This window comes from Yoonia sp. 72 (assembly GCF_034652275.1).
Classification (GTDB): domain Bacteria; phylum Pseudomonadota; class Alphaproteobacteria; order Rhodobacterales; family Rhodobacteraceae; genus Yoonia.
Map to the genome: position 1 here is coordinate 627,406 of NZ_JAXIWG010000001.1, position 23,097 is coordinate 650,502.

Consider the following 23,097-nt stretch of genomic DNA (forward strand, 5'->3'; position numbering starts at 1 on the left):
TACAACCCGCACCCGCCAGCGGCAAGGCGGTCAGTAAAGACCGCCCGTCGACAACGTGCCGAATGTCGCGCGTTCGCCGACCGTGGCGGTGCCACCCGTTGACGTCGTCACCTCGCGCGATGCGCGCGGCACTTCGTCGTAAAGCGGCAGATCGGCGGCCATCGCGAAACCGCCGTCATACATGATGCCAAAGATCGGTTCCTCGCCTGCGCGGAAACATTCCGACACCACATTGTCGCCAGTGGCATCGTTGGACAGACGCGCACCGCTGAAGCGGTCGATCTTGATGAACTGGCACCCGCTCGGGACCGTGAAATTGGGTGCGCCGTACACGTCGATGGCTTCGCGCATGAAGCGGTTGAAGACCGGACCGCAGAACCCACCGCCCGACGCGCCGGACCCAAGGCTGCGTGGCGTGTCATACCCGATATAGCACCCCGCCACGATATTTGACGAAAAGCCTACGAACCACACGTCCTTGCTGTCATTCGTCGTGCCAGTCTTGCCTGCGATCTGCGCGGGCAGGTTCACCGACCCCGACGCCGTGCCGCGATCGACGACGCCCTGCATCATGGATGTCAGCTGATAGGCCGTGACTTCGTTCATCACACGGGTGCGATTGGACACGATTTCAGGGGCCTGTCCGGCGGGCAGGTTCGGATTGGCACAATCAGGACATTGGCGGTTGTCATGCAAATAAACGGTATTGCCGAAACGGTCCTGCACGCGGTCTACCAATGTCGGTTCGACCCGTTCGCCGCCATTGGCAAACATCGCATAGGCCGCGACCATCTTGAACAGGGTGGTTTCGTCCGACCCCAGAGAGGCCGCCAGCACAGGGTTCATCCGGTCATAGACGCCAAAGCGTTCGGCATATTCGGCAACACGGTCGATCCCGACCTCTTGGGCAAGACGGATCGTCATCAGGTTGCGCGACCGCTCGATCCCGGTGCGCAAGGGTGTCGGCCCGTAGAACTGGTTGGAGGCATTGGTCGGCCGCCAGAGCCCCTGCGGTGTCATGATCTCGATAGGCGCATCGACAACGATGGTCGCGGGCGAATAGCCACTGTCAAGAGCTGCCGCATAGACGAAAGGCTTGAACGACGACCCCGGCTGGCGCTGTGCCTGCGTGGCGCGGTTGAATACCGACGCCTGATAGCTGAACCCGCCCTGCATCGCGATAACGCGGCCTGTGTCCACATCCATCGCCATGAAGGCACCCTGCACTTCTGGCACTTGGCGCAGGCTCCAGCGGATGAACGCGCCGTCGCTGTCCTGCATCATGCGGCGGACATGGACGATATCGCCGGGGGTAAAATTGTCGAAGAAGTTGCCGCGCATCCATGCGATATCGTTGCGCGGCACGACATGGGGTTCGGCCTCTGTTTCGGTGACGCCTTCGATCCCGACGCGCAATTCGTTCTCGGCCACGTCCAGCACGACCGCCGGATACCATTGCGACTCCAGCGTCACATCGCGCGCAACCTCGGCAGCCCGCAGGGCGGCGCGCCATGCACCCTCATCGGCCAACGCCTCTTCTGGGATGGTCAGGCCTGTGCCGCGCCAGACGCCCGTATTGCGGTCGAATTCTTCCAAAGCCCGTTGCAACGAATGGGCAGCCACCTCTTGCAGATCGGGGTCAACGGTGGCGCGGATCGACAAACCGCCGGAAAAGAATTCCTCCTGCCCGAAGTCCTGGCTCAGCTGGCGGCGGATTTCGTCGGTGAAATAGTCGCGGTCGGGCAGGGTCGTGCGGAAATCCTCGTAATCGCCGCCCTGCACCGACAACAGCGGTGCGGCGGTTTCAGCTTCGAGCGTGGCATCGTCGATATAGCCGTTCTGATGCATCAGGCGCAAAGTGTTGTTGCGCCAGAAAATCGCCGCCTCGCGGTCGCGCACCGGATGACGGTTGCTGGGCGATTTCGGCAAGGAGGCAAGATAGGCCGCCTCGCCCGCCGTCAGCTCTGTCAGGGGCTTGTTGAAATAGGTCAGCGCCGCAGCTGTCACGCCAAAGGAGTTCTGGCCAAGGAAAATCTCGTTGAGGTAAAGTTCAAGGATACGCTCCTTGGACATCGCCTGTTCGATACGCACGGCAAGGATAATTTCCTTGATCTTTCGCTCCACCGAGCGCGACCCGTCGAGCAAAAAGTTCTTCATCACCTGCTGGGTGATCGTGGACGCCCCGCGCAGATCCTCGCCGCGCGACTGCACCGCGTCGATCACGGCGGACACCATGCTGGTCGCATCAAACCCTTGATGGGTATAGAAATTCTTGTCCTCGGCGGAAATGAACGCCTGTTTCACCAGATCGGGAATATCCTCGGCCGGGGTGAAAAGACGCCGTTCGACGGCGAATTCATCGATGATGCGGCCTTCGCGCGAATAGATGCGGCTGATCGTCTTGGGGGTATATTGCGACAGCGTCTCGTAGCTCGGCAGATCGCGGCCGTAGAGAAAGATGACACCCCCCAGACCCAGCGCAGCCATCACCAGCCCCAGCGTCAGGAACGTGAAGATACCGCCGAAGAAAGAGAGGATGAAGCGCAGCACGGTCTGGATGGTCCTTTCAGGATTCCTCGCGCTTATACGCGCTGCCCGACAAATGGTCAAAACCGCAAATGCCCCTGCCGCCGCCGTGGCAGGCACGACCGATCACAATCGGCTGATCCGGTCTATTGCAGCTCCGCGCGATACTGCGCCACGGCTGTTGCAATCGCGGCGACGAGCCGCGCGCGGCTGTCGGGATTGGTCAGGTTCTCGCGGTCGCGTGCGTTCGACAAGAACCCCGCCTCGATCAGCACACTGGGGAAATCGGCGGCCAGCAGCACCGAAAAGCGCCCCGCGCGGCGCGGTTTGGAATTCAGCCGCACGCCTTGCTGTTCCATCTCCAAGATAACGCTATCCGCAAAAGACGCCGCGCGCGGCGCTGTTGTCCGCCGTGCAAGGTCCATCAATACGCCTGTCACCCTGTCGTCTGTGACCGACAGATCGACCCCCGCCAACAGATCGCCGCGTTCATGCCGCTCGACCAGCCTGTCGACCGCCATGTCGCCGCTGTCCTCGGACAGGGTATAGACGGACGCCCCCCAGGCGTCGTCCTCTTCCAGCGCATCCGCGTGGAGCGAGATGAACAGGTCAGCCCCTGCCGCACGTGCAATGCTCATCCGCGCGAATAGCGGCACAAAGCTGTCATCGGTCCGTGTCAGCACCACCGCCACACCGTCCTGCGCGCGCAGGCTGGCCGCAATCTCTTGCGCGAATTCCAGCATCAGATGCGCCTCGGTGATCCCGCCGCGTTCGGCACCGGGGTCAATACCGCCGTGACCGGGGTCAAGCACGACGACGAACGCATCGCCAGCCTGCCGGTCCAGTCCCGAAAGCGCCTGTGCGGTCAGTGCATCCCAGCCCTGATCGGGCGGCGCACCGGCGGCGGCGGCGAAATCATCCGCCGAGGTGCGCGTCAGACGCAGCGTCAACCGCGCACCTTGCGCATCGCGCGTCATTCCCGCCTCGGCCAGCGTCAAAGGCTCGGCCAGATCCAGCACCATCCGCGTCCAGCCGGGGCGGTAGGGGCCGAAACGCACATCGGTGACACGCCGCGCCGCGTTGATCGGCGCGGCATCGGCACCGCCTGTGTCCAGACCTTGAAAATCGAGCACCAGACGGCGCGGATCATCCAGCGTGAAAATCCGGTACGGCACGATTTCCGACAGGCCAAGCACGATCTCGACTGACCGCCAGCCATCGCTGATCCCGGACCGGTCAGGGTCGAAGCGCGCCTCGGCACTGGCCGTCATGGCCGACAGGCAAAACAGCACGATCCAGCGGATCATGCTGCGCGCGCCTGCATGAATCGCGCGATCCGGGTCAGCCCTTCGGTGATATCGGCGGTGCTGCGCGCATAGGAAAACCGCAGCCAGTGATGCCCGCGTGCCGCGTCGAAATCGAGCCCCGGTGTCACGGCGACACCTGCCTCATCAAGGATCTGGGCGGCAAAGGCGCGGGCGTCGTCCGTATAGGCGGAGACATCGACATAGATGTAGAACGCGCCGTCAGGTGGCGCAAAGGCCCCCAGCCCCGCCGCGCGCAAGCCATCCATCATCAGGGCGCGGTTCGCGGCATAGACCGCTTTGTTGGCGTCCAGCTCGTCAGGGCAATCCATCGCATGCAGGGCCAGCCTTTGGGCGGCATGGGGCGCGCAGATGAACATGTTCTGCGCTAGCCGTTCGATCCGGCGGACATGGTCGTCCGGCACGACCATCCAGCCTACGCGCCAGCCGGTCATGGAGAAATACTTGGAAAAGGAATTGACGACATAGACCTCGTCCGTGACCTCGAGCGCGGACACAGGGCGCAGGTCATAGTCGATCCCGTGGTAGATTTCATCCGAGATGAAGGCGGCATCGCGGGCGGCACAGGCGTCGGCCAATGCGGATAGCTGCGATTTGTCCAGCATCGTGCCTGTGGGGTTGGCGGGCGAGGCGACGATCAGCCCCGCCAGATCATGCTGGGCCACATGCTGCGGCTGCGGCTGGAACCGGTCGGCAAGGCTTGTCGGGATATCGACGGGCGTCAGGCCCACGGCGCGCAAAATCTGGCGGTAGGACGGATAACAAGGCGTGCCCAGCCCGACACGTTCGCCATTGTCGAACAGCGCCGAGAACGCCAGTAGAAACGCCCCCGACGCGCCCGAGGTGATGACAACACGGGCGGGGTCAAGGTCCAGCCCGTACCAGTCGCCGTAATGGCGCGCGATGCGGGCGCGCAAGGCAGGCAGGCCAAGGCCCACGGTATAGCCCAAAGGGTCGGCCATATCCGCAATAAGCTTGGCACGCGCAGCGGCGGGGGCGCCGGTGCCGGGCTGGCCCACTTCCATGTGGATGACATGGCTGCCTGCGGCCTCGGCCTGACGGGCGGCCTCCATCACATCCATGACGATGAAAGGGTCCACGTCACCGCGGGTTGCGTGTCGCATTGTCTGCCTCTTGATAGGTTTTGTCAGGTGGACTGAAGTCCACCCTACTCGGCGGCCAGATCGCCTGCGGCTTCGATTTCGGCGGCGCGGCGTTCGACCTGTTCGACGATATGGTCGATCATGCCTTCATTCGACAGCTTGTGGCTTTGCTTGCCCGCCAGATAGACCATGCCCGACCCTGCCCCGCCGCCGGTGAAACCGACATCGGTCATCAGCGCCTCGCCCGGGCCATTCACCACGCAGCCAATGATCGACAGCGACATCGGCGTCTTGATATGTTCCAGACGCTTTTCCAGTGCCTCGACCGTCTTGATCACGTCAAAGCCCTGCCGCGCGCAGGACGGGCAGGAAATGATGTTCACCCCGCGATGGCGCAGGCCAAGGGATTTGAGGATCTCGAACCCCATCTTGACCTCTTCCACCGGATCGGCGGACAGGCTGACGCGGATCGTGTCGCCGATCCCCATCCAAAGCAGATTGCCCATCCCGATGGCAGATTTCACGGTCCCGCTGATCAGACCGCCCGCCTCTGTGATACCCAGATGGATCGGTGCATCGGTCGCTTCGGCGAGTTGCTGATAGGCGGCGGCGGCCATGAACACGTCGGACGCCTTGCAGGAAATCTTGAATTCGTGGAAATCGTTGTCCTGCAGGATCTTGATGTGATCGAGCCCGCTTTCGACCATCGCGTCGGGGCAAGGCTCGCCGTATTTGTCCAGCAGGTGCTTTTCCAGCGATCCTGCGTTCACGCCGATGCGGATCGAGCAATTGTGGTCGCGTGCGGCCTTGATGACCTCTTTCACGCGCGCCTCGTCGCCGATGTTGCCGGGGTTGATGCGCAGACAGGCGGCCCCCGCCTCGGCCGCTTCGATGCCGCGTTTGTAGTGGAAATGGATATCGGCCACGATGGGCACAGAAACATTGCGCACGATCTCGCGCAGCGCCTTGGATGATGCTTCGTCCGGCACTGACACCCGCACGATATCGGCACCGGCATCCGCAGCGGCCTGCACCTGCGCAATGGTGCCTTTGATATCGGTGGTCAGCGTGTTGGTCATGGTCTGCACCGAAATCGGCGCATCGCCACCGACAGGCACATTGCCCACCATGATCTGACGGGATTTGCGGCGGTAGATGTTCCGCCAAGGGCGGATGTGGTTCAGGGACATCGGATCGCTTTCACGAGACTGGCGTTCGCGGCCAACCTAAGCGTCCCCGCCCCTGTCGGCAAGCGGCTGCGGCTATTGGTCGGTGACGGCTTCGGCCACGCGGACGATTTCCGCCAGATCATTGTCGCGGCTCAGATCGGCCAAGGCATAAGTCTCGGTCAGGTTGTCAGCGGACAGGACGACATTCGACGTCACCACGCCACGTTGCCCGACAGGCCCGTAATGCACGCCGTTGACGGCGAAATACATCGCGCCGCTTTCGCCGACCCGCAGGCGTGCGGGTTCTTCGGTGGCGGGCACCACGAAATTCTGGCCGGGTTCCATGATGCCTTCGAACAGGATCACACCATCGGCGGCCTGCACGCGGACCCATGCGGGACGGGCTGCAACCAACTGCACCTCTGGCACTGGCGGTTCAACGACCTGAATGGCAGGCGCGGTCAGATCGCCCAACAAGTCAGTGCCAAGATCACCAACGATCTGCGTGGTTTCCAAATCTTGGGTTTCCGAAACTAGCGCACCGATCATCCGTGGCGTTAGCGTCGAAATCGGGGTGTCACGGGCGACCATCACCGGCACGTCCAGCGCCTGCGGGCGGTAGAGCCTGTCCAGCGCCTCGGGCGAGGGCAGCGTCATATCGGCAAGGGCATCATCCACGTCGATGGCATTCGACCCACCGGCCAATGGGTCAAGGTCGGACACCACGACGGGGGCCTGTTCCACCGGCGCAAACTGCACGCGCTGCACCTCTTGCAGGACGGTCCAGCCGCCAAAACCAAGCCCGCCGATCATGGCGACCAGCACAAGCACCGACCCCACGGCGCGTAGCTCGACCTGCGCAAAGAAGGATTCTTTCGCCGGAACAAACGGCGTGCGCGACGACAGGAAAATGTCCTTGCCCACAGGCGCACGGCTTGGGTCGGCGACACGGTTGCGCAACGAGGAGGCTTCTTCGGACATGCCATGCGCGGTGGCGAAACCGCTTTCCTTGCAGAAAGTAGCGAAAGCTTCGTCCGGGTTCATCCCCAGATAACGGGCGTAGGATCGCACATAGCCTGCGATGAAACCGGGCGTGTCAAAGGCAGAAGGGTCGGCGTTCTCGATCGCGGCGATATAGGCCGCCTTGATCTTCAGCTCGCGCTGTACATCCAGAAGGCTTTTGCCAAGGGTCGCGCGTTCGCCGCGCATAAGATCGCCAAGACGCAGGTCGTAGTCGTCAAACCCTTTGGTCTGAACGTCCTCCGCTGCGCTGGCACGCCTGAAGGTCTTTCCGATCATCGACTGTCCCGCCGCTCTCTGCCCCTAAGCGCGACCGGCCGAATCAATCGGTCAGGAACGCCTTTGAAACCAGTAGCATATCAGTGCCGCAGATGCACATCGACAATAGGCGTCAACCCGCCAATTCGGCACGGTTCAGCGCACAATGTGACCACAAACCATCCAAAGCGCCGACAAGCGCATTCATTTCGCGCGGTCCATGCACCGGCGACGGGGTGAACCGCAGCCGTTCGGTGCCACGCGGCACGGTCGGAAAGTTGATCGGCTGCACGTAGATTCCGAATTCGGACAGCAGCATGTCAGACAGTTTCTTGGTGTGTTTGGGGTCGCCCACGATCAGCGGCACGATATGGCTACCATGGTCGATGATCGGCAGGCCCAGCCCTTTCAGGCGCAGTTTCAGGATCTTCGCCTGCGTCTGGTGCTTGTCCCGCAATGCCTGATCGGTCTTGAGATGCGCAACCGATGCCGCCGCAGCCGCCGCCACCGCAGGCGGCAGGCTGGTGGTGAAAATGAACCCCGGCGCATAGGACCGCACGGCATCGCACATCTTGGGCGAGGCCGCGATATAGCCGCCCATCACGCCGTAAGCCTTGGCCAACGTGCCGTTGATGATATCGATGCGGTGCATGACGCCGTCACGTTCCGCCACCCCTGCCCCGCGCGGGCCGTACATGCCGACAGCATGGACTTCGTCGCAATAGGTCAGTGCGCCGAATTCTTCGGCCAAATCGCAAAAAGCCGCGATCGGCCCGAAATCGCCGTCCATCGAATAGATCGATTCAAAGGCGATCAGCTTGGGCGCTGCCGGATCGTCGGCCATCAGCAATTCGCGCAGATGCGCCACGTCGTTGTGCCGGAAAATCCGCTTGGCCCCGCCGTTGCGGCGCACGCCTTCGATCATGGACGCATGGTTTAGCGCATCGGAATAGATGATGAGCCCGGGAAACAGTTTGGGCAGCGTGCTGAGCGTGGCGTCATTGGCGATATAAGCGCTGGTGAACAGCAGCGCCGCCCCCTTGCCATGCAAATCGGCCAACTCGGCCTCGAGCCGCTTGTGATAGACGGTGGTGCCGGAAATATTCCGCGTACCGCCCGACCCTGCACCGGTCGCGTCAATTGCCTCGTGCATTGCGGCAAGCACAACAGGGTGCTGGCCCATGCCAAGGTAGTCGTTGCCGCACCACACCGTCACGGGCATTTCGGACCCGTCGGGTTTCATCCATGTCGCATGCGGGAACTGCCCGCGTTTGCGTTCGATGTCGATAAAGGTGCGGTAGCGGCCTTCGTCGTGCAAGCGGTTGATTGCGGTATCCAGTTGGGCGTTATAATCCACCAATCCGTCCTTCTTGTCGTATCAAAACACTCTCCTTTGGGGTGCCTTGAATCGTTCTAAGCTGCATATAGGGCAGAAACCGCCCGGACAAGACGCTACAAACTGTCGCCCCTTGCCGCCCTCCAGACCTAGGACGGCAGGCAGGGGCCGACCATGATCTGGATCAATAAACCCCAGTGCGGTCAATTTGTCCAACCGCAGGCGGTGCCACGTCGGCCATTGACCTCTGTTCCGATAGCGACAACGTTGCGTCAAAATACACAAGAAAGGCTGAACCCATGTCCCTTGATCCCGTTCTCGACCGTATCGACGCCGACCTGCCGCAGGCAGTCGAGCGCCTGAAGGAATTGCTGCGCATCCCGTCGATTTCGACCGATCCGGCCTATAAAGCCGACTGCGACACCGCCGCCGACTGGCTGGTGGCGGATCTGCTGGCGATGGGATTCACCGCGTCCAAACGGGCGACACCGGGGCATCCGATGGTGGTGGCCCATTCGGGCGGCGACGGGCCGCATGTTTTGTTCTACGGCCATTACGATGTGCAGCCCGTCGATCCGCTGCATCTGTGGGACCGCGACCCGTTCGATCCTCAGGTCGAGGAGACACCCCACGGCAAAGTGATCCGCGGCCGCGGCACATCCGACGACAAAGGCCAGCTGATGACCTTTGTCGAAGCCTGCCGCGCATGGATCGCGGTGCATGGGTCGCTGCCCGCCAACATCACCCTGTTTTTCGAGGGTGAGGAGGAATCAGGCTCGCCCTCGCTGGTCCCGTTCATGAAAGAGAACGCCAAGGAACTGACCGCCGATATCGCGCTGATCTGCGACACGGGGCTTTATGGCGACAGTACGCCTGCCATCATCACCCAGCTGCGTGGGCTTTTGGGCGAGGAGATCACCATCACCGGGCCCAACAAGGACCTGCATTCGGGCATGTATGGCGGTCTTGCCATGAACCCTGCCCGCGTGCTGGCCCGCGTGATCGCGGCGCTGCATGACGAGGACGGGCGCATCACCGTCCCCGGTTTCTATGACGGCGTGCCGGAGCTGTCGAACGAGCTTGCCGCCGCATGGGATGACCTGCGCTTTGACGAAAAGGCCTTCCTAGGCGATGTCGGCCTGTCGATCCCCGCTGGCGAAAAGGGGCGCCGCCCGCTGGAGATGATCTGGTCGCGCCCGACATGCGAAGTGAACGGCATGTGGTCGGGCTATACCGGCGACGGGTTCAAGACGGTGCTGCCCTCGCAGGCGCATGCCAAGATTTCGTTCCGCCTTGTCGGCACGCAGGACCCGCTGGCCATCCGCGAGGCGTTCCGCAAGATGGTGCAGGACATGATCCCCGCCGATTGCAGCGTGACGTTTCATCCGCATGGTGCCAGCGCCGCCGGCCAGATGACGACCACCCACCCCGCCTTTGACCAGGCGCGCAAGGCGCTGTCCGACGAATGGCCCAATGCGGCGGCCTATGTGGGCTGCGGCGGGTCGATTCCGATTGCCGCCTATTTCAAGAACATCCTCGACATGGACGCCATGCTGATCGGGTTTGGCAAAGACGACGACCAGATCCATTCGCCCAACGAGAAATACGACCTGTCGTCGTTCCACAAGGGAATCCGGTCATGGGCGCGGATTTTGCATGAGATGACTGTGAAGGGCTGAGGGGAGGTTACGCCGAAAGCCGGCCTTCGTGCGCTCTGGCGCGAAGGTCGGCTTCGAGCCCAGAGTGACCTATGCTGCGAGCGTGACGAATGACTGCATTCTCTGCGTTGATGGGAAACTGACGAAGCAAAATGATTACTTTTTTGCCTACCCAATTTGCTAAAATCGATAAGTAGATGTTGTTGGGTGGAGCACAATGAGCGGCAAGGTTTCTAAGGCAAGTTGGGACAGAGTTTTCATGTGCTCGCGAGAGCTTTGGAACAGGTTCGATCCTATCGGAGTGGCCGATCGGGTTTGCGACGAATATGATTTCTATGCAGGCGAAGCTGCGCTACTGGCGACAAGGTTTTCGGCAAGGGAAGAATTCTTGGCGAGTGCGAAGACCTCAGTTTATCAAAGAATGGGATTGAGTACGCCTATTGCATTGGTTGAGGATTTTGGCATTCTATTGCACCGAGAACTGTCTGAAGTTGTGCGTGAGATTTCAGACCATGGCGAGCTGTTCGACGAGTGAAAGTCTTTCGTTACGAACGCAGATAGCCGACATTAACGCATCCGCAGCGAAATGGCGCTCTGTCCGCATACCCGTCATTCAACATCCTTGCAGCCAATGTCAGCTCTACAAGCATCGCAAACCCACACGATCCGTGCGAGTCTCACTTCATCCTACTTGGGAAAATGGCGCGGTTGACGGGGCTCGAACCCGCGACCCCCGGCGTGACAGGCCGGTACTCTAACCGACTGAGCTACAACCGCGCGTAAGCGGCGGGATAATGCGGCCAAGGCGGGGCGTCAACGGCAAAAAGACGACGAGCCGCGCTTTTTGGCGCGGCGTTTCAGGTCGTCATCTGGAAGGGAAAGGCAGTGGCGCGGTTGACGGGGCTCGAACCCGCGACCCCCGGCGTGACAGGCCGGTACTCTAACCGACTGAGCTACAACCGCGCATCTGCATTCCCAGCATCGCTGCCGGTGTGGTGCTTCTAAGTGCGGTGCTGGGCGTCGTCAAGCGGTCTTACGGCTTGTCCGAAAATATCTTTGATCGGCGCGGCAAGCCAAGTTTGCGGCAGAAACTTTGAAACAAAATGGGGTCTCGCTGGTTTAGGCACCGTAGAGCCAATTCTACCAAACGGCAGCCCCGTGCTGCCTCAGAATGGAGAGACCCTTATGAAATGCGACTTCCGCCCGTTGATCGGTGCAGCCATCATCACATCCTTCGGCACGATGACCGTGGCCCAGACTGTTTTTTCCGGCACGAACGTGGCTGAAGACCGGTTCGAGGATCTGGTCGAGGATATCGAGGATGACGCCGACCGCGACCTTGACCGTTTCGGCAACGAAGGCCGTCCGCAGGGCTTTACCGGGTCCATCGCCGCGCGCGGCGAGTTCAATTCCGGCAACACCGACAATGCCACAGTGGGCATCGGGACCGACCTGAACTATGTGCAGGGCGTCAACGGCTACCAGCTGCTGCTGAGCTATACCTACGGCGCATCCGATGGCATGACGGACGAGGAAAGCCTGTTCTACGGGCTGGAATACACCCGTGATCTGTCGCCGACACTCTACGGCTTTGCCAAGCTGCAAGGGTCGATCGACGAATTCTCGTCCTTCCAGACGGACACATTCGCAAGCTTCGGCGCGGGCTACCGCATCATCAATGACGCCGATCACCAGTGGTCGGTGCAGGCCGGACCAGGATACCGCTTTGCCGAATTCAACGATGTCACATCGGGTGATATCAGCGAAGTCGCCTTCGGTGTCGGATCGGATTATTCGATCCGCCTGACGCCCACCACCGTGCTGACGAACGACACCGATCTCATCACGTCGGAATCGGATACGGTGATCTACAATGATCTGGCCGTCAGCGTCTCGGTCACCGATACGCTTGCGCTGCGCACAAGCCTGCTGACGGAATACCACACCGACCCCGAACCGGGGTTCAAGGATACCGACAATTCGCTTGGCATCTCGATGGTCTACAACCTGAACTGAGCCTGAACAACAGCGCCGCGTTGCAAAGCGCGGCGCTTTTTTGGCTGGAGATGAGGAAGTTGTGCGCCCTCGAAAGCGCGCATTCCCCACATCCTCGCGTCAGACGCGGCGGTCTGCACGCGAGACCTCTTCGTCTCGTTCTCTTTGTGTTCAAATGTCTTTTTACACCTTCTGTTCTTGTCCGATCAGGTCATCGCATAAGCGTCCGGCCCGTCGAATTCTTGCCGAACAAGGCATATCCTAGCTGACATGCCATACCTTCCAGTCGACAGTGTTCAAGCCGCAGCATGTCAGCGACCGACAAGCGATGGCCTCTACTACCAGTTGGTAGTTTCACGGGCGGTCGCGAACAAGCACACCGAGTTCAGGCTGGACCTTACCAAGCCTAACCGATGTTTAAGTGACAGGACCTCGCATGACAGCAAAAGTAATAAAAACCGTCTCGGTACTCGGCGTGGCGGCAACTCTTTCAGCCTGCGGTGGCAGCGGATCAACTGGCGGCGTGCCACAAGCTCCACAAAGTTTCGAACAGCTCGAAGCACAATCCGCTGCACTACTCAACAAGTACAGAATAGACTCGATTAACGATCCATCAACACTCCGCGTAACTGGTTCGTCGGACTACGCCGGAGTGATGACGCTCCATGGTGAAGATGCACGCCAGTTCAGGGTATCCGGCCAGATGAATCTGAACGTGAATTTTGCCACCAACGCTGTGGCCGGCACTGTGAGCAACTTCGTCGACCTGCAAGAGACGCGCTATACGGGAACCCTTGCCATCGGACGGGGCTCGATCGATCGCGCGTCAAATCCTGACGATGCGGAACCGACCTTTTCAGCGGCGCTGAATGGGGTCCTTACATCCGAGACTACTTCGCTCGACATCGACGGACTGATGAGAGGCTATTTTCAGGGCGAAGATGCAGCGGCGGTCCAGGGATTCTTGTCAGGCGACCTGAGCGTCGGCAGTGCCACCGTGCCTCTGTTTGGCGGGTTCATTGGCGAGCGCTAATCGCCCTGCCCGTTTCCAAGACTGAAATCTGCCGAGATTGCAAATCTGTCAAAAAGATTGGTGGGTGATGAGAGGCTCGAACTCCCGACATTTTCCGTGTAAACAATGCGGCCCCCACGCAACCTATTGAAATACAGTGTTGTGCGCGCTTTTTATTCCGTCTTGAAATGCCGTTTTCACCGTCTGTTCGCGTTCGGACAGGTTCAATGAACTGCCGCACGCTTCGTTGATTTGCGATCAATCACTTGGTCGTACCGTCGACGCTTTCACCCTAGCTGCTTGTCATCGAAGGTTTCGGGCCCTTGGCTAAACTAGTGATGTTTGGTCAATAAGATCCTGTCTCAGAGAGCGAGGTTCAACGACACAAGCGGGATCTGCCTCGACTAGTCACTGACTGGCGATCCCACGAGGACCACCATTTTTGTAGATTAAGAAACAAAAATTGCCGCAAATCTCAAAAACACCAGTTACCGGATATCAAGTGGTTGGCGAGAGCAATGCAAACGGTTTAACCCGCTCAAACCTGAGATGATCGCCAGACCAGAAGGCAGGGACCAGGCGGGCTCACCACCTCGAATGATCTGGCAATTTGATGGCCCAACAAGACTCGACATACAAAAAAGTCTCGCATAGGTAGAATGTCATCACGTACGGGACTTGTCTTATGTTCAAACTCTTCAGTGCTCGTTCTGAATTTCAAACAAAAGATGCGTCGCCCGCCGCAACCGCTTCAAGCCCGAGCCGTTTGGTGCGTCGCCCGGAACGAATTGCGGGTCAAGATGTCTGCTTGTTCTCGATTTATGCGCCCGGTGGCAAGATTTCACGTGCAACCGCTGCGTACATGGAGAGCTTAGCAGAAAACGGTTTCAACGTGATCGCCTGTGTTGCCTTGGATAATCCCGAGGGCGAGTTTGATTTGGAGAGCCTAGCTTCGGCAGCGGGTGTCGCAGTTCATAAAAATGGTGGTATGGACTTTGCCGCCTGGGCGGGAGCCTTGCGCCTTTTGCCGGACTGCTGGTCCGCATCGCGCCTGGTGTTCGCTAACGACAGCGTTTTGATGCTTCCAAACTTGATGGGTCCTTTTTTTGAAAGGCTACGCTTGGAGACTGCAGACTTTGTGGGAATCACAGATTCGCTTGAAATCGTCCCACACGTACAGACTTATCTCTTTCAGTTTCAGGGGGCTGCCCTATCAAATCCAAAGCTGCAAGAATTCTGGGCCTCTGTCCAAGTGTTTAAAGATAAGCAAGACATCATCAAAACATATGAAATCAAGCTGCTGCAGCATGTGACAGAGAACTGTGGTCTGACAAGCAGTGTAATGTTTTCGCTCAAGAAAGTATTGCCTTTAGCTTATGCCGACGATTGCAAAAGCTTTAACATCACCCATGCGTACTGGGATCACTTGGTCAGTCTTGGCATGCCCTTCGTTAAGGTCGAGCTACTTCGCGACAATCCGTTGCAAATGCACATTCTGCATTGGCGTTCTGTGTTTCGTGCGTATGGTGCGAGCGTCGAAATTGCCGAAGAACACATGCAAATCCGCAAAGGTATATCTACTAGTTCATCAGCGATGATGCCGCAGGATAGGTCAGAGTTGCGCATGATCTTAAAAGACATTAACCGCGTTCGCTTGAATTCTCGTAGACGGCGACAAGCGCGTAGCGTTGCTGACGCAGACAAAATCTAGGGTCAGGACCCATTGAAGCCAGCTCTTGAGCGTGATTCATCGTGCGAAACGGAGCGGTGAAACATCTAATCTTTTCTGGCTGATCGATGCGCAGATGGCGCGTCTGACGCACTACTTCTCGATGTCCCACGGCAAACCACGGGTGGATGACCGGCGTGTGTTGATCTGAATTTTCTTACTAAATCAAAATGGCTTGCGGTGGCGCGATGCCCCTCGGGAATACGAGCCGCACAAGACGCTCGACAACCTATGGAAGCGATGGATGGTTAGAGGTGTCTTTGCAAGGATCATAACCAGTCTGGCCACCGAGCATGGCGAGAGAAATACTGTGATGATTGGCTATGAGCCCTGCCCCTAGAAAGCCATTAGTTTCGATTTCTTCAAATGAGGAAACCGCTGAATCCTATCGATATAACCGTGATTAAATTCTATTTTACTTGCCAAGCTGATCACTTACCGGAACCGCATTGTGTAATGATTGATACTCTCGGCTGCTCATCCACAAGTGGAACGCGGCCCGTGGGCGCCCATCCGGCAACAGCACCCATTTCCGAAAAACGTCACGCGGCTTTCCGCTTTTATGAAAAAGTATCCGCCGAAATGCCTTTTTCGGCTTGCCAGATGGCCGAAAGATGGCTTTTGCCCAAAGCGGTCTAGACTGCAGTTGGACCACAACGGGCGGCAAAGATGTACTGTCATTGGCATCACCGGCGTCCGCTTGGAGTATGGGCAGAGCGTCGGCATCGGCAATCCACGCAGCCTTTCCAGCAGTGATTGCAGCAAGCTCGGCATTCAGCCTTGACAGGGTCCTGCCTTGCGAGATGTTCACCTCGATGAACGCGGCGACTTCCGCGGTGAGTATGTCGCGCTCGTTCCCGATGCTGTCCCGCTCGTCCCGCAGTCTACCCAACTCCGCATTTAGTGCCTCAATCGTCGCAATTTTCTCGGCTTCACGGGCGGCGAGGCTGTCTTTTTCATGACGCAGCGTATCCAGCGCCACCTTCATGCTTTCAATCTCAGTCAGACGATCGGCGTCTTGCGCCGCCAAGTTATCCCGCTCATCGGCCAGGGCGTTCATATTCGCGATTTGCGCATCGATCGTCATCTCGCGCTGCTTTAAGCTATGCGACAGAGTTTCCAGTCTTTCTGCGGTGACGCGTGCAGCTTTATATTTGCCCGAAAGCCCCACCACAGAACCGGCGAACAGCGCCGCTGAGGCGTCAAATTCGGTTGCGATGCGATCAAGTGTTGCGCGACCCGGCTCATCCTCTCCTTCACCTGCCCAACGCTCCATCACCTCAAGGCATTGTTTAATCAACTTTGGCACTGATGGATCTTGCCTCGGATCTTTGGCGGACGCGTCGTGATGCCGAAGGCTACGGTCGATCATGTCGCTCATCAGGTCGTGACGTACATTCCTTGCTACCGGCCAAGTAAAACCGAAAGCATCCTCAGCTCGGTCGGAAAACTCGGTCCAGTCCGAGAGCAACCGCACATAGCTGGTGAATATACGCGGCAGCCCCCTACTGCCGGCCTCAGCGTCAAGAATATGCCGCAACCACAAAAGCAGACCCACTTCTGGTTCGACGATAATCTCTTCTCTGGCTGCCAGTGACTGCAGAACCTCCAGTGGGTTGCGATACGTGTGAATACAGACGGGGGCATAGCCGGATTCAACCAGAGCCTCCCGCCAGATTGGGATCAGCCGACAAATCCGTGGATCTTTGAGATAGATCAGCGATGCATCGCCATACTCCGCAGCCATGGTCGTTTCTATGCGTTCGCGAAATTCGACGAAGCGAGGGAAGTCCTGCCAACCGTTCTCCAACTGCTGCCAGTCATCCCACCGCGACCCCAGCGCATCGAGGATCGCGTCATTCAGCTTCATGACTTCGAGAGATTCGAAGTAACCTTTCGAATTGTCGTCATTCGGGGGCATCGGCGATTTTGGCCGGCCGCAACCCAACCGGTCGAGCACGCCGCCCAGCATGGATGTTCCGGAACGGTGCATGCCCAAGACCAGGACGGCGACCTTCTGTCGGGATTTCTGTCTTTGGCTGCGGTTATTGGTCATGATCTTTCCGTCTGTGATGCTGATTGGTTGCGCGGAACGGATGCTCATGCAGCAGCCGCGTTCTTAGTGCGCTCGGCCTCAAGAAGTTTTTGTCGTTCATCGAGGCGGCGTTGAATTGCCCCACGATATATTGGGCGCGCCATGCGGAGCGCGCTTTGCCGTATCGCAATCGCCTGCTCGTGCCGTTCGATGGCACTTGCTCCGGTCCAAACACTTGTACTGTTCAGACGATAGGTCGACATCACCTCCGGGATGTACCCAATGCTCCCTATCCGGTCTAGATAGAAGGCAAGAGTGATCTCGTTCAGCCTTGGGCTGTAAACGGCGTCTGGAAGTCCTTTGGCTATGTCGCTGCGCATCATACAGCTTGAAAAATTGGCGATCACGTTAAGGTTCGCGTCTTCCGAGAAATGCTTTCCGGTAATGATCTTCGGCAAGCCGTCTTGGCGTTTCAACAACCGCCGCTTATGGGACTGCATGTCCAGCAATTCGATACGCGACATAACCATTTTGGCGTCAGGGTGTTCACGCAGAAACCGTGCTTGTTTGATGAGCTTCTCCGGATCGGTCCAGTAATCATCCCCTTCCAGAACGGCCACGAACTCGCCTTGCGCCTCTGCAAAGCAGTGGCGATAGCTCTCGGAAATGCCAAAGTTGCCACCGCGGCTTATGTTCCGGATGTTGGCTGGGTATTTTTGAACGTAATGTGCTATAATGCGGGCGGTGCCGTCGGTGGAACCGTCGTCAGACAGGAGGATTTCATGATGAAAGTCACCCTTTTGCGCCAAAGCGCTTTCGATCGCTTCGACAATAAACTCGAGGTGGTTATAACTCAGGATGACAGTCGAGATGGTCGGCTTCGGGCTGTGCTTACGCCTAATCTGCATCTCAGCTTTTAGAAACGACTCGCGCTTCGATATCCTGCTTTCACTTTCATCATCATAATCTAAAACAACCCAGCGAAGATAGGCTGGCGGGGCATGTTTTACCGCTCTGATACACATATCCCAGTCAACAAGACGACGCATTTTATCATCGAACCCCCCGACGGTGTTTACCAGATCACGCTTATGTGAGAATGTACCAATATCGATATAATTTGCATCCAGTAGATCTTCAATTTTGAAAGATCTACCGAGTACTTCACCTGACCCAAGATTTAAAATTCGACCATACGCTGAATGAAATTTCGGATCTTGAACTGTGATGTTGGAAGATAATGCCAAATAAAACGGACGTAGCTCATTGTCTGTGTCGGCGTAAGCAACCCAGTCAGCTTTTGCATACATTAATCCGATGTTTCGGGCCTTGCAGACTCCGACATTCTTTTCAAGCCGTACATAGACGATGCGCCCTGATTTGATATCATCAGGAAACCTACGGCGCACCTCACTCTCCGTACCGTCGGTCGACCCGTCATCAACTATAATCAGCTCGAAGTTCCTATGCGTCTGTGCTAACACCCCGCGAATAGCTCGGCTGATACACCATGCCCGATTATGGGTCGGCATAATAAACGAATATCTGATCTTGGATGCGTTTCTAGACTTAACAAGATCAAAATTCGTCGAGATCGCTTCAAATATCCGTGGGTCATTTTTCTCTAGCCAATCGACTGTTAAACTAGAACCATTCAAGTTTGTCCAAGGAGATATGAGCGCTTTGACCTTTAAAAGCGGCAATCCTGCTTCCATGAGGTAGATTGGGTATATTGAGATATTCCGATAAATTGAATCATTTTCACTAAGGCTGAGAAAGTTATTTGGCACCATTGCACCCGAACTGAAGCCCGCCTTCACCAACGTCTGAGTCATACCAATTTCGTATTTCATGATGACTTCCTGCACATTCGGCTGCTTTTCGATCCCGCTAATGAACCTTTGGAAATCGGCGGAAGAAAACACCTTGCGGGTCAGAACGACGAAATAGCTTTGCAGATGATAGGCAAACTCATCGCTGTCAGTGGCGCCCCAGAAATCGAGGGCCTTAGCCTCCATTTTTGCGAACATCGGCTCAAATGATCCGATTGGGCCATAGCAACTATCATTGCACAGGATCAGGTCGTCAGCTGACGTCATCAGACCGGCCTGTTCCAGCCAGACAACACCCCGTTTGTAGGAACCGAAATCATATTCACCGTGACGTCCCGTAATGACGTGCGCAGCGAGCCCAGAAAGCTTTTCCACCTCGCCCGGTTGCAGTTCGTTGTCGCAAACGACGACAATAGCCTCGGTCAAGTCCTGCAATCCCTCAAGATAAGGAAGCACTTGCGGCGGCAGGATTCCATCGCCCGTATATGATGCAAAAACAGCGACACGGCGGCGCGCTGCGGGCTGTGCTTTCGTGGCACGACGATAGGGCTTGATAAACAGATTGACCGCAAGCGGGCTCAAAATCTGAGCGATGTGCCGGGATTTTCGTGGCATGTCCGATGGAAAACCTGTTTCGCTCTCGGGCAGCCGCTCTACGAAACGGAGATCCTGTAACAGAATTGTGCCGTCGCACAAGGCGACCGCAAGGCCGAACATCCGTTCGGCAGCAAAGGTGAGTAAGCCATCGGCTGCGTCATCAGCAACAGGGAAATCGACGGCGCACGCGGCCATATCCAGCAGGATAGAAGTGCGTATCCAGAAACAGGTGCCTGCAATGAAGCCCCAGTCGCGCGTCTGCACGTCGAAATCGCCGATCAGCCGTGCATAGCTCGCAGCCAGCGTTTCGGCATTAGACTCCAGATAGGCTGGGCCATAGACGAACAGCTGCCGCGCCCCAGCAAGCATGACCTGCGGATCCGCCCGGAAGCGCGCTACGATATGATCCACCTGCCCTTGCGACCCCAGCACACCGTCGAGCAGCGCACGGCGCCATTCGTCGGGCATGAATGGGCCTTTTTTCGTGTGGATCTTGCAGATAAAATCATAGCTACCTAGGTCGACTTTCTGCATAAGTTGAAACAGCGCGCCAACGTCTTGTCCGCAATTTTCGACCGCGACGATCCGTGCCTTGGGGAAAGCAGCGGTTACACGGTCATGCTGTTCCTGCCCAAATGACGCGGGCAGCGTCACAAACTGGTCGGCGTCCTTGTGCAGGTATTGCAGCGCATCGGTCAGGTCATCAAGCACGTCCAGATGCCAGACATGAATAACGGCGGCGTAATCGATCGGCTGATCCACAGGATATGGCTCCAAGTCAATTCTACTTCTGAGTGCAGTAGCCGATTTTTAAGTTCGTGGCTATGTTACAAACTTAGCGTCAATCACCCTCTTGATCCAAGTGGCAGTTTTCAAAGTTCATATTGATGTTGATGACAGTTAGGGTCTCATGGGTTTTCATGGATCTTGTGCAACGGCATCGCCTACTCATTCAAAGCCAGCAGCCCATCAGCCAAAGGTCGCTGCATCGACTTTGCCACCTGCCATTCTGCGCACAGCCACATCTCCAAATCAGCTTCATCAGTAAGTATCACAGGCATTGCCTTTGGATGGATGGGCGCAACGACGCCGTTCGGCTCGCAGGTCAAAAAAGCAAACAGGTCATCGGTGGTCTCGCCGTCTTTCAGCTTCCGCATGCTGCGCCATTCGGGAACCCAGATTCCTGCAAAGAATGCCGGCTGATCTGTCTGTACCCTAAACCAGGCATTGCCTGCACCTTGGCCAACGCGTGGTTCAGCGAACCGATCCAATGGCACCAAGCACCGGTGCTGCGGCCCAAGCCAGCGCCGCCAGTGCGGTGAGCCTGTGTTGCGGACATTCGTGACGCCTCGGTCGATCCCGCTCTTGGTGTGAAACTGTGGCGGTGAGGGCAGGCCCCAGCGTGCCTTTCGCAGGACATGGCCCTGTCCGGCCCGCATAACGATCGGAGCAACGCGATCAGGGTAAACATCACCGCTCTCGATGTTGCCGGCGCGATTCTCCAGATCGATGAAGATCTGGCGCATCGCTTCGACTGCGGTCGTGTGATTATAGAGGTTGCACATCGCTCTGCCCGTCACTGCACTGGCGGAAACACCCGCTCGATGTGCCATCCCATCGAGCCTTTGTGCGGGCATTTCTTGCAGCGCATGCTGCGTTCCAGCTCTATGATTGGCATGAGCGCAGGGAAGCGCGCAAGGGACTCGTGCGGCGCGACCGAGAACGGATGCTCGCAAGACGGACAGCGATTGCGTAAAGCATCCAATGCCTCGAGGTGCGACAGACGGAGACCGAACTTTAGGCTGTGGACATGCGGGCGGTATGGCAAAGTGAGAGAATATGCTCACGCCTGTTGGTTTATTTTAATGCTCGCAACGTCACCTTTGCACCGCCTTGATCGCCCCCACGCCTGAGCCGACATAGAAGAGCCACTGGATCATGTCGCCCGCCCATTGCTGCATCTGTGGTGTCGGCAGGTCTGCGACACGCCAGCCGAACAGAAAGATGCTGTCGAGGATCACGGCCGCCCACCAAATGGCGAGCGGTACGACGAACATGGCTGCCATGATCCAAAACCACGGGAATGACAGCTTGGCTTTGTTGAATTCGGTCATGATCCGAGCCTCCTCCACGGCCGCACGCGCCAGCTCGGCCGTCGTCTGCGCATGGATGGCGGCCCGATCATTCGACGCAGCCGCGCGCGTCTCGATCAGCCTGATCGCACGGTCGGCCATACCGCCGAAACCGATGCGGATCAGGAAGGCCAGAAGCGCGCTCATGTCCAACCTGCCAGGCACAGCGCCTGCTCCTCTGTGCGGCGGTTCACCAGCCCGCGGATGACGCGCCCGCCTGCCTTGTTCCACCAGGTCAGCGCCTCGCAGGCGCCGGTGATGTCGCCCGCGTTCAACCGGCGCACGGCCGTCGATCCGCTGGCAGCGCTGACACCGACGTTGTAGGCGAGGCTGACGAAGGCCACATCGCGCAGCGGGGCGAGGTGCGCAGCCCGCGCCTCGGGCGTGATGGCCGGATGCAGTGCGCGCCGGTAGCTGAGCAGCTCGCGCGCCAGCATGGCGTCGCATTCCGCGCGGGTGTAGCTGTCCCCTACCCGCACACCCTTGGTCTCGCCATAGCAGACGGTCAGCACACCGACGATGTCGCGATAGGCCGTCAGCGACAGCCCTTCCCACTTCCCGACGAACGGGACGGCTACGGTCAGGAATTCCGCCTCGGGCACCGGTAGCATGCCTGATGGGCTGGCGATCTGCGCCGGTACATTGATCGACACATCCCCACCGCGGTCGCGCCAGTCGCCGGTCCCGATCGCGATCACCGCCACCAGCAACACCAGACCCACCGCCCAGGGGCTTTGCATCTTGTCAGTGTCGATCGCCTGGTCCTTCAGCCGGCCACAGATGCCATAGATCAGCAGCGCCAGCGCGAGGATCCACCACAGCCGCGGCGACGTGTCGATGCCGACCGCAAGGTAGATCGCGTCAGGCGCGATCAGCGCCACGACGCTCAGATAGAATGCCCACATCGAATGCGCGCGGCAGGCAATGTCGCGCCAGTTCTTCACAAGTTTCATGATCGGATGCTCCAATACAAAAAGCCCGCACAAAGCGGGCCGGTCAGGGTGGAATGTCGGTAGTGGTTAGGGTCGCGGGGCGAGGCGGTTGAGCGCGGCCTTGATCTCGTCGATCCCCGCCTGGATGGCGCGCAGGTCGCTGGACTGGCTGGCCTGCGCCACCTCGAGCGAGCGCAGCCGCGCGTCGACCGCTGCCGCCCGCGCATTGCTTTCCTGCACCTTCTCGCGGTGTGCCGTCTCCAGCATCTCCATGCGGCGCTCGAGCGCTTCCTGCCGCGCCTCAATGGTAGCCCAACCGATGGAAAGACCGACGACCATTGCGCCGATTGTCAGCAGGTTGCCCATCGTGACTCGATTGTCGAATGTAACGGCCATAGGTGTGCCTTTGCTTTTGGGGCCGATCTTGGCCCGCAGTGG

17 protein-coding genes, 2 tRNA genes and 1 pseudogene are annotated in these 23,097 nt (G+C 58.4%); 6 read left to right on the plus strand and 14 right to left on the minus strand.

Annotated elements, in window-relative coordinates; genetic code table 11:
* Positions 1 to 30 precede the first annotated feature (30 nt).
* The 6 genes from VCK47_RS03230 to hemA all read right to left on the minus strand — a co-directional run bounded on the left by VCK47_RS03230 (position 31) and on the right by hemA (position 8,758).
* Entirely contained in the window at positions 31 to 2,550 is a 2,520-nt protein-coding gene (locus tag VCK47_RS03230) for a PBP1A family penicillin-binding protein (protein WP_322889284.1), read from the minus strand.
* Between the two features lie 122 nt (positions 2,551 to 2,672).
* Complete coding sequence (locus VCK47_RS03235; RefSeq protein WP_322889285.1) at positions 2,673 to 3,833, minus strand: N-acetylmuramoyl-L-alanine amidase; 1,161 nt, start codon at positions 3,831 to 3,833, stop codon at positions 2,673 to 2,675.
* A complete protein-coding gene (locus VCK47_RS03240) occupies positions 3,830 to 4,975 on the minus strand; it encodes a pyridoxal phosphate-dependent aminotransferase (RefSeq protein ID WP_322889286.1) in 1,146 nt (381 codons plus the stop codon). The genes VCK47_RS03235 and VCK47_RS03240 overlap by 4 nt, the downstream gene beginning before the upstream one ends.
* Positions 4,976 to 5,019: 44 nt before the next feature.
* Positions 5,020 to 6,144 (minus strand): flavodoxin-dependent (E)-4-hydroxy-3-methylbut-2-enyl-diphosphate synthase, encoded by a 1,125-nt coding sequence (ispG, locus tag VCK47_RS03245; RefSeq protein WP_322889287.1) that lies wholly within the window; start codon positions 6,142 to 6,144, stop codon positions 5,020 to 5,022.
* Positions 6,145 to 6,216: 72 nt separating this feature from the next.
* On the minus strand, positions 6,217 to 7,422 hold the full coding sequence (locus VCK47_RS03250; protein WP_322889288.1) for a helix-turn-helix domain-containing protein: 1,206 nt from the start codon (positions 7,420 to 7,422) through the stop codon (positions 6,217 to 6,219).
* A 112-nt stretch (positions 7,423 to 7,534) separates the two neighbouring features.
* Positions 7,535 to 8,758, minus strand: coding sequence for a 5-aminolevulinate synthase (gene hemA / locus VCK47_RS03255; protein WP_322889289.1), 1,224 nt, complete (start codon positions 8,756 to 8,758; stop codon positions 7,535 to 7,537).
* A 278-nt stretch (positions 8,759 to 9,036) separates the two neighbouring features.
* Between hemA and VCK47_RS03260 the strand changes: the two genes are divergently transcribed.
* On the plus strand, positions 9,037 to 10,416 hold the full coding sequence (locus VCK47_RS03260; RefSeq protein ID WP_322889290.1) for a M20/M25/M40 family metallo-hydrolase: 1,380 nt from the start codon (positions 9,037 to 9,039) through the stop codon (positions 10,414 to 10,416).
* Positions 10,417 to 10,612: 196 nt separating this feature from the next.
* Positions 10,613 to 10,930, plus strand: a complete 318-nt coding sequence (locus VCK47_RS03265) for a hypothetical protein (RefSeq protein ID WP_322889291.1) — start codon at positions 10,613 to 10,615, stop codon at positions 10,928 to 10,930.
* Between the two features lie 165 nt (positions 10,931 to 11,095).
* Here the strand turns inward: VCK47_RS03265 and VCK47_RS03270 are convergent.
* Positions 11,096 to 11,172, minus strand: a tRNA-Asp gene (locus VCK47_RS03270).
* Between the two features lie 109 nt (positions 11,173 to 11,281).
* A tRNA-Asp gene (locus tag VCK47_RS03275) sits at positions 11,282 to 11,358 on the minus strand.
* Positions 11,359 to 11,580: 222 nt separating this feature from the next.
* Here VCK47_RS03275 and VCK47_RS03280 point away from each other — a divergent pair.
* The 4 genes and pseudogenes from VCK47_RS03280 to VCK47_RS03295 all read left to right on the plus strand — a co-directional run.
* Positions 11,581 to 12,411 (plus strand): DUF481 domain-containing protein, encoded by an 831-nt coding sequence (locus tag VCK47_RS03280; RefSeq protein WP_322889292.1) that lies wholly within the window; start codon positions 11,581 to 11,583, stop codon positions 12,409 to 12,411.
* Positions 12,412 to 12,826: 415 nt separating this feature from the next.
* The gene (locus tag VCK47_RS03285; RefSeq protein ID WP_322889293.1) at positions 12,827 to 13,423 is read left to right on the plus strand and encodes a hypothetical protein; all 597 of its coding nucleotides are present in this window, start codon (positions 12,827 to 12,829) and stop codon (positions 13,421 to 13,423) included.
* Positions 13,424 to 14,087: 664 nt separating this feature from the next.
* A complete protein-coding gene (locus tag VCK47_RS03290) occupies positions 14,088 to 15,113 on the plus strand; it encodes a rhamnan synthesis F family protein (RefSeq protein ID WP_322889294.1) in 1,026 nt (341 codons plus the stop codon).
* A gap of 94 nt (positions 15,114 to 15,207) precedes the next feature.
* A pseudogene (locus VCK47_RS03295) lies at positions 15,208 to 15,450 on the plus strand (transposase); the annotation flags it as partial.
* Positions 15,451 to 15,546: 96 nt separating this feature from the next.
* On the opposite strand, the gene VCK47_RS03300 reads toward VCK47_RS03295, so the two are convergent.
* From VCK47_RS03300 to VCK47_RS03325, 6 genes are all read right to left on the minus strand, one after another.
* Entirely contained in the window at positions 15,547 to 17,187 is a 1,641-nt protein-coding gene (locus VCK47_RS03300; protein WP_322889295.1) for a hypothetical protein, read from the minus strand.
* A gap of 44 nt (positions 17,188 to 17,231) precedes the next feature.
* Complete coding sequence (locus tag VCK47_RS03305) at positions 17,232 to 20,357, minus strand: rhamnan synthesis F family protein (protein WP_322889296.1); 3,126 nt, start codon at positions 20,355 to 20,357, stop codon at positions 17,232 to 17,234.
* A 182-nt stretch (positions 20,358 to 20,539) separates the two neighbouring features.
* A complete protein-coding gene (locus VCK47_RS03310) occupies positions 20,540 to 21,208 on the minus strand; it encodes an SOS response-associated peptidase (RefSeq protein WP_322889297.1) in 669 nt (222 codons plus the stop codon).
* A gap of 264 nt (positions 21,209 to 21,472) precedes the next feature.
* Entirely contained in the window at positions 21,473 to 21,874 is a 402-nt protein-coding gene (locus VCK47_RS03315; protein ID WP_322889298.1) for a hypothetical protein, read from the minus strand.
* On the minus strand, positions 21,871 to 22,680 hold the full coding sequence (locus VCK47_RS03320) for a lysozyme (RefSeq protein WP_322889299.1): 810 nt from the start codon (positions 22,678 to 22,680) through the stop codon (positions 21,871 to 21,873). Before VCK47_RS03320 ends, VCK47_RS03315 begins: the two co-directional genes overlap by 4 nt.
* 66 nt (positions 22,681 to 22,746) lie before the next feature.
* On the minus strand, positions 22,747 to 23,055 hold the full coding sequence (locus tag VCK47_RS03325) for a hypothetical protein (RefSeq protein WP_322889300.1): 309 nt from the start codon (positions 23,053 to 23,055) through the stop codon (positions 22,747 to 22,749).
* Positions 23,056 to 23,097 lie beyond the last annotated feature (42 nt).